The sequence below is a fragment of the Nonomuraea sp. NPDC059007 genome (genome assembly GCF_042740555.1).
GTDB lineage: Bacteria > Actinomycetota > Actinomycetes > Streptosporangiales > Streptosporangiaceae > Nonomuraea.
The window spans coordinates 59,709-72,725 of record NZ_JBHYJD010000052.1 but is presented as its reverse complement, the minus strand read 5'-3'; the positions used below and the strand labels follow the sequence as shown (position 1 = coordinate 72,725).

Annotated in this window: 12 protein-coding genes; 9 read left to right on the top strand and 3 right to left on the bottom strand. The window is 71.1% G+C overall.

From position 1 onward, the window contains the following. Positions 1–467: 467 nt before the first annotated feature. The 4 genes from ACFWY5_RS48175 to ACFWY5_RS48160 all read left to right on the top strand — a co-directional run bounded on the left by ACFWY5_RS48175 (position 468) and on the right by ACFWY5_RS48160 (position 4,136). Positions 468–1,031, top strand: a complete 564-nt coding sequence (locus ACFWY5_RS48175) for a hypothetical protein (protein WP_379623517.1) — start codon at positions 468–470, stop codon at positions 1,029–1,031. A gap of 75 nt (positions 1,032–1,106) precedes the next feature. Beyond that, entirely contained in the window at positions 1,107–1,670 is a 564-nt protein-coding gene (locus ACFWY5_RS48170) for a hypothetical protein (protein ID WP_379638928.1), read from the top strand. Positions 1,671–1,748: 78 nt separating this feature from the next. Next, a complete protein-coding gene (locus ACFWY5_RS48165) occupies positions 1,749–2,339 on the top strand; it encodes a class F sortase (RefSeq protein WP_379638927.1) in 591 nt (196 codons plus the stop codon). 183 nt (positions 2,340–2,522) lie between these two features. After that, on the top strand, positions 2,523–4,136 hold the full coding sequence (locus tag ACFWY5_RS48160; RefSeq protein WP_379638926.1) for an ATP-binding cassette domain-containing protein: 1,614 nt from the start codon (positions 2,523–2,525) through the stop codon (positions 4,134–4,136). A 399-nt stretch (positions 4,137–4,535) separates the two neighbouring features. On the opposite strand, the gene ACFWY5_RS48155 is transcribed toward ACFWY5_RS48160, so the two are convergent. The 3 genes from ACFWY5_RS48155 to ACFWY5_RS48145 are packed head-to-tail and all read right to left on the bottom strand — an operon-like array spanning position 4,536 to position 8,078. Further along, positions 4,536–5,702, bottom strand: a complete 1,167-nt coding sequence (locus tag ACFWY5_RS48155) for a mandelate racemase/muconate lactonizing enzyme family protein (RefSeq protein ID WP_379638925.1) — start codon at positions 5,700–5,702, stop codon at positions 4,536–4,538. After that, positions 5,677–6,966 carry a cation:dicarboxylate symporter family transporter gene (locus ACFWY5_RS48150; protein WP_379623527.1) on the bottom strand — a complete coding sequence of 430 codons (1,290 nt, stop codon included), beginning with the start codon at positions 6,964–6,966 and terminating at the stop codon, positions 5,677–5,679. Before ACFWY5_RS48150 ends, ACFWY5_RS48155 begins: the two co-directional genes overlap by 26 nt. Before the next feature lie 2 nt (positions 6,967–6,968). After that, complete coding sequence (locus ACFWY5_RS48145; RefSeq protein ID WP_379638924.1) at positions 6,969–8,078, bottom strand: mandelate racemase/muconate lactonizing enzyme family protein; 1,110 nt, start codon at positions 8,076–8,078, stop codon at positions 6,969–6,971. Positions 8,079–8,180: 102 nt separating this feature from the next. Here ACFWY5_RS48145 and ACFWY5_RS48140 point away from each other — a divergent pair, with 102 nt between their 5' ends. From ACFWY5_RS48140 to ACFWY5_RS48120, 5 genes are all read left to right on the top strand, one after another. After that, the gene (locus ACFWY5_RS48140) at positions 8,181–8,909 is read left to right on the top strand and encodes a GntR family transcriptional regulator (protein WP_379638923.1); all 729 of its coding nucleotides are present in this window, start codon (positions 8,181–8,183) and stop codon (positions 8,907–8,909) included. Between the two features lie 85 nt (positions 8,910–8,994). Next, positions 8,995–10,353 (top strand): Pup--protein ligase, encoded by a 1,359-nt coding sequence (gene pafA / locus ACFWY5_RS48135; protein WP_379623533.1) that lies wholly within the window; start codon positions 8,995–8,997, stop codon positions 10,351–10,353. A 77-nt stretch (positions 10,354–10,430) separates the two neighbouring features. Then, the gene (locus tag ACFWY5_RS48130; RefSeq protein ID WP_379623535.1) at positions 10,431–11,357 is read left to right on the top strand and encodes an FKBP-type peptidyl-prolyl cis-trans isomerase; all 927 of its coding nucleotides are present in this window, start codon (positions 10,431–10,433) and stop codon (positions 11,355–11,357) included. 80 nt (positions 11,358–11,437) lie between these two features. After that, positions 11,438–12,331, top strand: coding sequence for an FKBP-type peptidyl-prolyl cis-trans isomerase (locus ACFWY5_RS48125; protein ID WP_379638922.1), 894 nt, complete (start codon positions 11,438–11,440; stop codon positions 12,329–12,331). 25 nt (positions 12,332–12,356) lie between these two features. After that, positions 12,357–13,007: a helix-turn-helix transcriptional regulator gene (locus tag ACFWY5_RS48120; RefSeq protein WP_379638921.1), complete on the top strand. Its 651-nt coding sequence runs from the start codon at positions 12,357–12,359 to the stop codon at positions 13,005–13,007. Positions 13,008–13,017 lie beyond the last annotated feature (10 nt).

Here is a 13,017-nt window from a genome sequence, read left to right as displayed (position 1 = left end):
CCCACCGCCCCGCCGCGGGGCCGGGCGGGCTAAATCCCCGCCGCCACCACCCCCTTTTCGCGACGGGGGGCATGGGCCTCATGGTTTGCGGGGCCGAAGCGGTATCTGGGCGCCGCGGCAAAACGCCGCGGCGCCCACGCACGCCCGATCCGCCACCCCGCCTTCCGCTCCTGCCCGCGCCTCTCGGCCGCTTCTTGTATGCGGCTGACTTGTGGTTCTACCCACACCCGCCTTCGGCTCCGAGCCGCGCCTCGTCCGGCGGCCGCGCGCGTCGGTGTCCTGTCTGTCGGTCTTCGCCCCTGATTCGGCGCCGGTTCCGAGTGGCGCCCGCCTCTCGGGTACGGCCGTGCCGGGTGGGTGCACCGGTAGCCGGGGTCAGCGGAGTCGCCGTCTCCTGGTGATGGGGTGTGACGTGTGTCACGTGGTGCTGCGCGAACCAGGGGGCGTGTGCGGGGATCGTAGATCGTGTGAAGACTTCGACCCGATACATCCTGGCCGGCGGTGCAGTGGCCGCCTTGACCCTTTCCTTCGTCAGCACCGCCCACGCCGGTACCCGGAGCACGGTCACGCTGCCCGCGACCGCCGCGTTCACGGCGATCCCCAAGTTCAAGGCACCCAAGATCTTCGGGACCACCTTCCAGGCGGACCCCGGGCACGACTTCACCAAGGGCGTCCACTCGCGGCGCGACGGCATCCTGCGCGGCTGGATCACCCACGTCAGCGGCGTCAAGGCCGAATACGAGCCGATCAAGTGGAAGAAGGGCACCCAGACCGAGGGCTACTTCGTGGGGCCGCCCGAGGGTGACGTGCGGGCCTACGCCTCGCCGATCGCGAAGAACGTGGTGTTCCTGTCGGCGTTCGGATGCAAGGCGTCCATGCGGAACATGACCGTCGACCGCAACACCGGACTCGGCAACAAGCGGTGCTCGCAGTCGGTGCTGATCAAGCGGGCCAAGCAGTACGAGCGTCCGGCTCTGATCACCGTCTACAAGGGGAAGATCGTCCGAGTGCAGGAGATTTACACCCCGTAGTCCCAAGGTGGGTCTTACGTTGGGGCTTGCGGCGGTAGGTGGTCATAGAAAGTGGATCACCGCTGGAGGCAGCAGATGCGTGGGATCGCCGCCGCTTTGGCCGGTATCACCGTGGCGTTGGGGGTGGCCGCGGTCCCGGCACGGGCCGACGAGGACCTGGGCCTGCGGCCGTCGACCGTACGGGCCGGTGGATGGGTGACGGTCCGGCTGCTGTGCGACCCCGATTCAGAGTCGGGGATGATCGACGGGCCCACCTCGTTCGGGGAGATCCCGATCGACGACCTGGGCGACGGCCGGTTCGAGGACGACGTACGCGTACCCATCGGCACTCCGCGGGGCCGCCAGCCGGTCTTCGGGTACTGCGACGACGAGGACGAGCCCACCAGCCGAGCCACGTTCACGGTGGTGGGCGGCCGCCCACACGGCGGCGCATACACCGGCTTCGGCGGTACGGCCCCAGCCCCCGCACCCCAGCCCGCCAACGCCACTCAGCCCGGCCATGCGGCTCAGGCAGATCAGGGGGAGGAGACCGGTCTGCAGCGTGGTGCCCCGGGAGGCGCTCTCCTGTGGGCCGGAATCGGAGCGCTGGCGCTCGGCGGAGTCGCCGCGATGCGCCGCCGCAACCGCCGCAGGGGCTGACATGCGCCACCCCTACAACCCCGTGACACCGGTGTGGTGCGGGCTCGGTCCGGGAGGGGCCGCGGACAGGGTGGGCTTGTGAGGGCCGGGGCTGTGGGGGTTGTGCTGGCCGGGGTCGTGCTTGTGGTGGTGGGGAAGCCCGGGCTGGAGAAGGTGTTCGAGGGGCTTCGGGATCTGGTCCACTCGGCGGCTGTCGCGCCCATGTCGCGGTCTGCCCCGGTCCGCCTGGAGATTCCCGGGCTCAAGGTCAAGGCCGGGATCACCCCACGCGGCCTCAACAAGGACGGCACCGCCCGCGTCCCGCAGGCCAGTCAGGCGCATCTGGTCAGCTGGTACAAGCACGGACCCGCGCCCGGCGAGCCGGGTGCCGCTGCCCTGTTCGGTCACGTGGACTCCACCACCGGCCCCGCCGTCTTCCACGGCGTCGCCACCCTCCGGCCCGACGCGTTGATCAAGGTGATCCGGGCCGACGCCTCGACGGCGATGTTCCGGGTCCGCTCGGTCGAGGCCTTTCCCAAGCGGCACTTCCCGTCCGAGCGCGTCTACACCGACACCGACCGTCCGGAACTTCGCCTGATCACCTGCGGCGGCACGTTCGACCCGGTCAAGCGGGAGTACGCCGACAACGTGGTCGTCTTCGCCGACCTCGCCGGCCGTACCGGAAAATGAGGGGCGGCCCCTGCGGGCTGTCCGATATGCTCATTACATGCACTATTACTTCTTCCTCTAAGAGGGACGGCGCCAAGCCCCCGACTACGCCCGACGCGGCCCCCATGAGTGGCCCCGGGCGCGGCGAGGCGTATCCGCCGTCCGTTTCTTTTCACGGGGCTGAGCCCCGTTCTTGGAGGAAGTGTGTCTACCGCTCTTTCCCTGCGCGCCCGCGCCCACCTGAGCGCCACCGATCTTCGCGTCACGCGTGGCGGGCGGCCGGTTCTGGTCGGTGTGAGCCTCACCGTCTCCCCGGGCGAACGCCTGGGCGTCGTCGGTGAGAACGGCCGGGGCAAGACCACGTTGCTGCAGGTCCTGGCCGGGGTTCTGGCCGCGGACGCGGGCGAGGTCAGCCGGGCCGGCACCATCGGCGTGGCCGACCAGGAGATGCCCGTCGGCGACGACCGTAGCGTTGGGGACCTCATCGACGTGGAGCTCGCCGAGGTACGGCGGGTCCTGGCGGCGTTCGAGGAGTCCACGGAGGCGCTGGCCGAGGGGCGGCCGGGCGCCGAGCAGGAGTACGAACGCGCGCTGGCCGACGCCGAGTCGATCGGCGCGTGGGAGGCCGACCGGCGCGTGGACGTCTCGCTGGCCGCGCTCGGCGCGGTCGACGACCGTGCCCGGCCGCTGGCGGGGCTTTCGGTCGGGCAGCGCTACCGGATCCGGCTGGCCTGCCTGCTCGGCGCCGGGCACGACCTGCTGCTGCTCGACGAGCCGACCAACCATCTCGACGCGGCGGGCCTGGACTACCTGACCGCCCGGCTGCGCGAGCACCCGGGCGGCGTGGTGCTGGTCAGCCACGACCGGGCGCTGCTCAGCGACGTCGTCACCACCGTGCTCGACCTCGACCCGACCCGCGACGGACGTCCCCGTACGTACGGCGGCGGCTACGAGGGCTACCGCGAGGGCCGCACCGCCGAGCGCGAACGCTGGGAGTCCGACTACCGCGACCAGCAGAGCGAACGCCAGCGCCTGGCCGACGACCTGTCGGCCGCGCAGAACCGGCTCAGCACCGGCTGGCGTCCCGAGAAGGGCACCGGCAAACACACGCGTGCCACCCGGGCGCCCGCGCTGGTGCGGGCCGTACACCGGCGGCAGGAGGCGCTCGAGGCGCAGGTACTGGACGTGCCGAAGCCGCCGATGCGCTTCCAGGCGCCGCCGCTGCCCGCTCCGCCCGGCGTGACGCTGCTGCGCGCCGACGGGGTGGAGGTGGCCGGGCGGCTGCGCGGGCCCCAGTCGGTGCACCTGCGCGCGGGCGACCGCCTCGTGGTGACCGGTCCGAACGGCGCCGGCAAGTCGACGCTGCTGGCCGTACTCGCGCAGAGGCTCGAACCCGGCGCGGGCTGTGTGCAGCGCGGCGGGCGGGTGGGACTGCTGTCGCAGGAGTCCCCGGAGCCGTCGCGGCGGCCGGCCCATGAGGTGTTCGACGCGGCGATGGCACGGCTGGTCAGCACCGGCGTGCTGGCGGAGGCGGAGCGGGTGGGCCTGTCGAGCCTGGGCCTGCTGCCGTCGCAGGCCGCGCACCGGCCGGTGTCGGAGCTGTCGATCGGCCAGCAGCGCCGCCTGGACCTGGCGTTGCTGCTGGCGGCCCGCCCGCAGGTGATCCTGCTGGACGAGCCGACCAACCACCTGTCGATGGCGCTGGTGGAGGAACTCACGCAGGCCCTCCACGCGACGGCCGCCGCCGTGGTCATGGCCACCCACGACCGGCAACTGCTCCGCGACGTCGCCGACTGGCCGCGGCTGTCGCTGCGGTGACGTTCGGTCAAACCACGATGATCCGTTACGGCCCAGCCGCGCCCACCCCCACCCGCCGCACGTGGCCGGCCTCCGTTCAGGGAGACGGCAGGCCGGCGCGCGTGGCGGGCCGCCGTGACGCCCGCCCCGCCGGCCGGTTACCGGCGCACCCCTCACCCCGATCCCGCCCCAATGCCCTTGGCGGGCAAGGCCTCCGGCACGATGCCCCGCGCAAGGTAAGGCCTCCGGCCCGGTTTCCCGGGGAGGTCAGGTCTTCGGTCCGGGACCTCGTGCCGTGGCCGGGCCGGTGTTCGGCCCGCTGCCTTGGGCCGGTCTCCCCGGCTCGATGCCTTTGGCGCGACGTCGCGTGCGACAGGGGCGCCGGTCTCCGGTTTTGTCCCTTGGCCGGGGGTGCCGGTTTCAGGGGTGGAGGGATTGGAGGATCCGGTGGAGGTTCGCCTTGTTCTCCAGGCCGATGCCCGGAAGGTCGGGTAGCCGGAGGTGGCCGTTCTCGACCACGGCGTCGTCGGCGAAGCCGCCCGTGGGCTCGAACTCGCCCGGGTAGGACTCGTTGCCCCCGAGCTTCAGGGCGGCGGCGATGTGCAGGGCGAACTGGTGTCCGCCATGCGGGACGCAGCGCCGGGCGGACCAGCCGTGCCGCCGGAGCATGGCCTGGATGCGCAGGTATTCGGCCAGGCCGTAACTGAGGACCGGGTCGATCTGGATGAGGTCGCGGTCGGGGCGCATGCCGGCGTGCCGCAGGAGGTTGCGGGCGTCGGGGAGGGAGAAGAGGTTCTCGCCGGTGGCCAGCGGCCCCGGGTACCGCTCGGCCAGGGTGGCGTGCAGGGCGTAGTCGAGCGGGTCGCCGGGCTCCTCGTACCAGGCCAGGCCGTAGGGCTCCAGGGCGGCGCCGTACGCCAGGGCGGTGGCGAGGTCGAAGCGGCCGTTGGCGTCCACGGCGAGGTGGGCGCCGTCCACGACGTCGAGGACGGCCTCGACGCGGCGCAGGTCCTCCCGCAGGGAGGCGCCGCCGATCTTCATCTTGACGGTGGTGTAGCCGAGGCCGAGGAAGCGCCGCATCTCCGCCTGGAGGTCCTTGAGCGTCTTGCCGGGGGCGTAGTAGCCGCCGGCGGCGTAGACGAAGACGGAGCCGTCCGGCTCGCCGAGGGCGTGGCGCTCGCACAGCCAGCGGTACAGCGGCTTGTCCTCGATCTTGGCGGCCAGATCGTGCAGGGCCATGTCGAGCACGCCGACCGCGACGGAACGTTCGCCGTGGCCGCCGGGCTTCTCGTCGCCGGTCATGACGGGCAGCGCCTTGACCGGGTCGAAGGTGACGCCGTCGTCGGTCAGCAGGCTGTCCGGATCGGCTTCGAGCAGGCGCGGCGCGACGCGGCGGCGGATGATCTCGCCCGCGCTGTAGCGGCCGTTGGAGCTGAAGCCGTAGCCGGTCACCGGGCGGCCGTTCCTGATGACGTCGCTGACGACCGCCACGACGGAGCAGTCCATGCGGCCGAACCGAATGTAGGCGTTGGCGATGGACGAGCTGATCGGGATGGTTGCCTCACGGACGGCGATGATCCGCGGCATGGGCCTTCTCCTTGCGTGGGGCGCCGATGGTCTTCTCGAACAGTTCGCGGTCGAGGCCGCCGTCCTCCCACCGGGCCACGACCACCGCGGCCACGGCGTTGCCGAGCACGTTCGTGACCGCCCTGATCAGGGAGAGGAAACGGTCGACCGAAAGCACCAGCGCGAGGCCGGCGACGGGCACCAGCCGCACCGCCGCCACGGTGTTGGCCAGCGTCACGAACGCCGACCCGGTGACCCCGGCGGTGCCCTTGGACAGCACCAGGAACACCAGGAACAGCAGGAGCTGGTCGCCGAGGCCGAGCGGCACGCCGTACACCTGACCGATGAAGACGACGCAGATGGGGATGACGACGGCGACGCCGTCGAGGTTGAAGGAGTAGCCGGTCGGGACGACCAGCCCGACCACCGAGCGCTTGCACCCGAACTCTTCCAGGCGGGCCATGAGCTGCGGCATGACCGACTCCGACGAGGAGGTCCCGAGCACGATGTACAGCTCGCGGCGCAGGGCGCGGACCAGGCGCAGGTAGGAGAAACCGGCCATGCGGCAGACCGGGACCAGCACGACCAGCATGAACACGGCCAGCGCGAGGACGGAGACGCCGACGAGCTTCATGAGCGCGGTCAGGGTCTCCGGGCCGTATTTCCCGACCGTGTACGCGACGGCGCCGAAGGTGCCGATCGGCGCCAGGTACATGATGAACCGGATCATGCTGAAGAACACCTCGGCCAGCCGCGTGCAGCCGCGGGCGATCGGCTCGCCCACCTCGGGCGGCAGGGCGAGCAGGGCCAGGGCGAACAGCACGGCGAAGATCAGCACCTGGAGGACCTCGCCGGTGGCGAACGAGCCGACGGCGTTGTCGGGGATCATGTGGGTGAGCCAGTCGGCGAAGGTACGCTCGGTGCCGCCCTTGACGTAGTCCGTCAGCTCCTCCGAGGCGCCGGCGGGCGGGGCGACCCCGGCGCCGGGCCGCAGGAGGTTGACGGCGGCCAGGCCGATGAGCATGCCGAGCGTGGTGACGATCTCGAAGTAGATGATCGCCTTCAGCGCGATCCTGCCGACGGACCTCAGGTTGCCGGCCGAGACGATGCCGCTGACCACCACCAGGAACACCACAGGCGCGATCACCAGCTTGATGAGCGCGATAAAGACGTCGGCCAGGGGCTTGAGCTGGGCGCCGGTCTCCGGCCACAGCAACCCGAAGATCGCGGCGGCGACGGCCGCGACGAGCACCTGCATGCTGGTGTTACGCGCCAACGCCCGCATGGCTAGCGCACCAGGGTCTCGCGGAGCGCCCCGCGGTCGACGTCGAGGCCGAGCCCCGGCCGGCCGGACAGCGAGATCGTCCCGGCCTCGGGCACGGGCGAGCCGGGAAACAACTGCAGGCCGACCTGGCCCATGCCGAGGTGCCATTCGAGGATCCAGCCGTTCATCATCCCCGCGAGGGTGTGCATGCTGAACAGCGGCCAGCCGCCGCCGTGCGCGATCGGCAGGTTGTAGACCTGGGCCAGGTGGGCGGCCTTGCGCGCCTCGGTGAAGCCGCCGCAGTAGCAGGGGTTGGGCTGCAGGATGTCCACGGCGCGGCGTTCGACCAGTTCGCGCAGGCGCCAGCGGTGGCCTTCCATCTGCCCGGCGGCCAGCGGGATCGAGGTGTGCTCGCGCAGGTCGGCCAGGGCGCGCGCGTCGTTCTGGTGCAGCGGTTCCTCGAACCAGGTCAGGTCGCAGTCCTCGACGGCGCGGGCCAGGTACTTGGCCTCGGCGGGCGTGAACAGGTAGTTGGCGTCGATCATGAGGTCCACGTCGCCGCCCACCGCCTCGCGCACGGCCCGGATCCGGCGGGCGTCCTCGCGCCAGCCGCCCCCGTCCACGCCGACGACCATCTTCAGCGCGGTGAACCCGGCCGCCACCTGGAGACGGGCGGCCTCGGCGAGCTGGTCCCTGTCGTACTGCGGGAAGCCGAACGTCACATACACCGGCAACTGTGTACGGGCGCCGCCGAGCAGGGAGGCCACCGGGCGGCCCTCGTGCTTGCCGGCGATGTCCCACAGGGCGATGTCCAGCAGGGACAGGGCGCTGGAGACCACGCCGGTCATCGTCCGGGGGTTGAGCTTCTGCCAGACGCGCTGGTGGACGGCCTCGACCTCCCGCGGGTCGAGGCCGGTGACGAGGGGCAGGAAGTGGTGTTCCAGGGCGGCGACGACGGAGCGGGCCAGGAAGTGGCCGGTGATGGCCACGCCGGTCAGGCCCTCGTCGGTCTCGACCTCGCAGAAGACGAACTCCTTCTGCTCGGCTCTGCCGTACCCGGCGACGCGGCCCTCCAGCAGCGGCACCTCGATCGAGGTGGTGTGCACGCTGGCCCGGATGTCCTTGATCTTCATGCTGGTCCTTCGTGGCAGGGGGTGATGGAAGGAGCTTCTCCCCGAAAATCGTCAACTGTCAACGATTTGCAATTTGTGAAGAGCTGGGGTAGGGAAGATCGGGTGGGCGACTACACCGACGCGCTCCGGCGCAGGGTGGCCGAGCGGCAGGCCACCTCACTTCCCCAGCTGATCGTCGAAGAGCTCGAAAACATGATCATCAACGGCACGCTGAAAGGCGGCGACCGGATCAACGAGTCGGCGCTGGCCATGCGGCTGGGCGTCAGCCGCGGGCCGGTCCGCGAGGCCTGCCGCCAGCTCGAACGCAGCCGGCTGGCCGAGTTCCGTGCCAATCGCGGCATGTTCGTCAGGGAGATCTCGGTCGAGCAGGCGGCCCAGCTCTACGACATCCGGGCGAGCCTGTTCGGGCTGGCCGGGCGGCTGGCCGCCGGGCGGGCCGGCGAGGACGACGTGGCCGAACTGCTGGAGGTGGTCGAGCGGCTCCGGGGCTGCGCCGACATGGATCACTACTATCCGCTCAACGTGGACCTGCACCGGCGCCTGGTGGCGTTGTCCGGCAATCCCCGTCTGGTCGAGCTTTATGACGATATTTCCAAGGAACTGCACCTGTTCCGGCGGCACGGCCTGGAGCCGGACACCGCCCGGCAGACCTCCAACGCCCAGCACCGGGAGATCGTCGAGCGCATCGCCGCCGGTGACGCGGTCACGGCCGGCCGCCTGATGGAGGAGCACATCCTGGCCGGCAAGGGCCGCATGCTGGGCGGCGCACCACACGACGCACCGCATGGGGTATCGCACGGCGCACCGCGCGCCGTATCGAACAAAGAGTGATATGTCGGGACATGCGGCGCGGGCGGCGCAAAAACGCCAGGCAAGATCCCTCCCGCTCGCCGATCCGTGGGCATAGTGTGAGGTGATGGATCGTCGCATCTTCGGACTCGAGAACGAGTACGGCGTGACCTGCACGTTCAGGGGACAGCGCAGGCTGTCTCCGGACGAGGTCGCGCGCTACCTCTTCCGCCGAGTCGTGTCCTGGGGCCGATCAAGCAATGTCTTCCTCCGCAACGGCGCCCGCCTCTACCTCGACGTGGGCAGCCACCCCGAATACGCCACCCCCGAGTGTGACAACGTCGTCGAACTCGTGACGCACGACAAGGCGGGCGAGCGCATCCTCGAAGGCCTTCTCGTCGACGCCGAGAAACGCCTGCGCGAGGAGGGCATCGCCGGCGACATCTATCTCTTCAAGAACAACACCGACTCCGCCGGCAACTCCTACGGCTGCCACGAGAACTACCTGGTCGGCCGGCACGGGGAGTTCGGCCGCCTGGCCGACGTGCTCATCCCGTTCCTGGTCACCCGGCAGATCATCTGCGGCGCGGGCAAGGTGCTGCAGACGCCGCGCGGGGCGGTCTACTGCGTCTCGCAGCGGGCCGAGCACATCTGGGAGGGCGTCTCCAGCGCCACCACGAGGTCGCGGCCGATCATCAACACCCGCGACGAGCCCCACGCCGACGCCGAGCGCTTCCGCCGCCTGCACGTCATCGTGGGCGACTCCAACATGAGCGAGTCCACGATGCTGCTCAAGGTCGGCGCGACCGACCTGGTGCTGCGCATGATCGAGGCGGGCACGGTGATGCGCGACCTGTCGCTGGAGAACCCGATCAGGGCCATCCGCGAGGTCTCCCACGACATGACGGGCCGCCGCCGGGTACGCCTGGCCAACGGCCGCGAGGCCTCCAGTCTGGAGATCCAGCAGGAGTACCTGTCGAAGGCCAAGGACTTCGTCGACCGCCGCGGCGGCGACCCGATCGCCCACCGGGTGCTGGAGTTGTGGGAGCGCACGCTGCGCGCGGTCGAGACGGGCAACCTCGACCTGGTCTCGCGCGAGATCGACTGGGTCACGAAATATCAGCTGATCGAGCGGTATCGCAAGAAGTACGACCTGCCGCTGTCCTCGCCGCGCGTGGCGCAACTGGACCTGGCCTACCACGACGTGCACCGCAAGCGCGGACTGTTCTACCTGCTGCAGAAGCGCGGCGCGGTGGAGCGGGTGGCCTCCGACCTGAAGATCTTCGAGGCCAAGTCGGTGCCGCCGCAGACGACCAGGGCGCGGCTGCGCGGCGAGTTCATCCGCAAGGCGCAGGAGAAGCGCCGCGACTTCACCGTCGACTGGGTGCACCTGAAGCTCAACGACCAGGCGCAGCGGACCGTGCTGTGCAAGGACCCGTTCCGCAGTGTGGACGAGAGGGTGGACAAGCTCATCGCCGGAATGTAGTGGGTCGTTTACCCCGGGCCTACATCAGTCTCGGATAGTGTGGCGCGAAACCTAGACGTCTGTCCCGAGGGAAGTCCATGCGCCGCCGCCTGGCCGTACTGGCCGCCGTGCCTTTGATCTTCACCGCCGCCGCGTGCGGAACCGCCGAGCCGACCGGCTCCACATCGGCCACCGCGTCGTCGGGGGTGAAGGTCGCAGGCAACCTCAACGCCAAGCCGACGGTGACCTTCCCCTCGGGTACGCCCGCCGCCAAGTCCTCCTACGAGGTGATCAACGCGGGCACCGGCCCGGCCATCAAGAGCGGCGACAAGCTGATCGTCAACCTGACCGTCTACGACTGGGACGGCAAGACCAACGCCTTGCAGGGCTCCTCCTACGACTCCAAGCAGCCGGAGACCATCGCGATCGACCAGCAGCTGCCCAAGGTCCTGCAGGACGGCTTCGGCAAGGTCAAGCACGGCGGCAGGCTGCTGGCGATCCTGGCCGCCGACGCCGCCCCGCAGCAGCAACAGCAGGCCGCCCAGGCGACCAAGGTGTTCGTGCTGGACGTGGTCGGCGGCGCGCCCGCCGCGCTCAAGTCCGCCTCCGGCGAGGAGACCAAGGAGTCCATCAAGGGCGTCAAGGTCGTCAGCCCGGGCGGCGAGAAGGCGCCCACGCTGACCACCAAGACCGGTGACAAGGCGCCCAAGGACCTGGTCGTCAAGACCGTCATCAAGGGCACCGGCAAGCCCGTCGCGGCCAACCAGACCCTCGACGTGCACTACACCGGCAAGATCTGGGGCACCGACAAGCAGTTCGACTCCAGCTGGGAGCGGGGCCAGCCGGCCAACTTCCCGCTGAGCGGCGTCATCCAGGGCTGGCAGAAGGGCCTGGTCGGCGTGCCGGTCGGCAGCCGCGTCGTGATGAGCATCCCGCCCGCCATGGGTTACGGCGCTCAGGAGCAGAACGGCATCCCCGCCAACAGCACGCTCGTGTTCGTCGTGGACGTTCTCGCGGCTTACTGACAGCTGGTCTGACAGCGCGGTAGCATCGCGTGGCCCGGGGCATCGCCCCGGGCCACTGGCGTTGGTGCGGAAGGACGTCGATGCGGCCGATCCTGCTCCTGATCCCGGCCCTCGCGCTGACCGCGTGCACCGCCCCCGCCGCGCGGGACCCCGGGCTGAAGGTCGGCGGCGCGTTCGGCGCCAGGCCCTCGGTGGTCTTCCCCGCGGGCAAGCCCCCGGGCAGTCTGCGGATCGACCAGCTGACCGCGGGAAAGGGCGCCCGGCTGGGCGCGACGGACGTGGCGATCGTCCACTACACCGCGCATGTCTGGGACGGCCGGGAGAACCGCCGGGTCGACTCCAGCTTCACCCGCGGCGCTCCGGCCGCCTTTCCGGTCGGGCAGCTCGTTCCCGGGCTGGACAAGGCGCTGCGCGGGCGGACGGTGGGCAGCCGGGTGATCGCCGCCATCCCGCCCGCGGAGGGCTTCGGCGCCAACCCGCCGCAGGGCGTCGGCCCGTCCGACGGCCTCTTCTACGTGATCGACATCCTGGGCGCGCACGCCAAGGGCGAGTCGGTCAAGGGACGCGCGGGCGCGTACGCGGGAATCAGGGTCGGCGGCGGCGCGCGGCCGGTGCTGTCGCTGCCGCTGGCCCGGCCGCCCGCACGCTACGCCGCCAAGATCCTGGTCAGGGGGGACGGGCCGCGGGTGGAGCGGGGGCAGCTCGTGGTCACGCAGTACGAGGGCGCGGTGTGGGCGCGGCGGGGCGTGTTCGACTCCACCTGGAGGAGCGGGCGGCCGCGGGCGTTCACGGTCGGCGACGGCGGCGTCATCAAGGCGTGGGAGCGCGCGCTGACCGGCGTGCCCGTCGGCAGCCGCGTGCTGGTCGTCGCCCCGCCGCGCACGGCCTACGGCAGCGCGGGCCTGCCCGCCTTCGGCATCCGCGGCGCCGACACCCTGGTCTTCGTCGTGGACGTGCTGGCCGCCTACCGATGAGCGCCGGGGACCTAGACTCGCGGGCGTGAACGACGACCTCGACGCGCTGGCGCACCTGCAGGACCCGGTACGGCGGGCCCTGTACGACCACGTCGTGGCCCGGGGCGGCGAGGTCGGCAGGGCGGAGGCGGCCGAGGCCGCCGGCGTCTCCCGCACGCTGGCCGCCCACCACCTCGACAAGCTGGTCGAGGCCGGGCTGCTGGAGGCGGGCTTTCGCGCCCCGGACAAGAAGGGTCCCGGCAGCGGCCGCCCGGCCAAGGTCTACCGGCGGGCCAAGACCGAGCGGTCGGTGAGCCTGCCGCCGCGCGACTACGGCGTGCTGGCCGGCCTGCTGGCCGAGGTGGTCGAGGCGCTGGGCGCCGAGGACCGGGCCGAGACGGTCGCGCGCCGGGCGGGCGAGCGCCTGGCCCGGGACCGCCGCGACGAGCCGATCGCCGCCGTGCTGCGCGAGCGGGGCTACGAGCCCTACACCGACGGCGGCGTCCTGCGCATGCGCAACTGCCCCTTTCACACGCTGTCGGAGGAGCAGCCGGTGCTGGTGTGCGCGATGAACCTGGCCCTGTGCCAGGGGCTGCTGGAAGGCATGGGCGGCGATCCCGGCCTGGCCGCGCTCGATCCCCGGCCGGGGGAGTGCTGCGTCACCGTCGCCGAACCTTCTAAAACAAATGAAGATTGACATAGAAGTG

Coding starts and splice junctions, on each gene's coding strand:
- ACFWY5_RS48125 (WP_379638922.1), top strand. CDS start 11,438: ATGCGGCCGATCCTGCTCCTGATCCCGGCCCTCGCGCTGACCGCGTGC.
- ACFWY5_RS48155 (WP_379638925.1), bottom strand. CDS start 5,702: ATGCCGCGGATCATCGCCGTCCGTGAGGCAACCATCCCGATCAGCTCG.
- ACFWY5_RS48145 (WP_379638924.1), bottom strand. CDS start 8,078: ATGAAGATCAAGGACATCCGGGCCAGCGTGCACACCACCTCGATCGAG.
- pafA (WP_379623533.1), top strand. CDS start 8,995: ATGGATCGTCGCATCTTCGGACTCGAGAACGAGTACGGCGTGACCTGC.
- ACFWY5_RS48170 (WP_379638928.1), top strand. CDS start 1,107: ATGCGTGGGATCGCCGCCGCTTTGGCCGGTATCACCGTGGCGTTGGGG.
- ACFWY5_RS48130 (WP_379623535.1), top strand. CDS start 10,431: ATGCGCCGCCGCCTGGCCGTACTGGCCGCCGTGCCTTTGATCTTCACC.
- ACFWY5_RS48150 (WP_379623527.1), bottom strand. CDS start 6,966: ATGCGGGCGTTGGCGCGTAACACCAGCATGCAGGTGCTCGTCGCGGCC.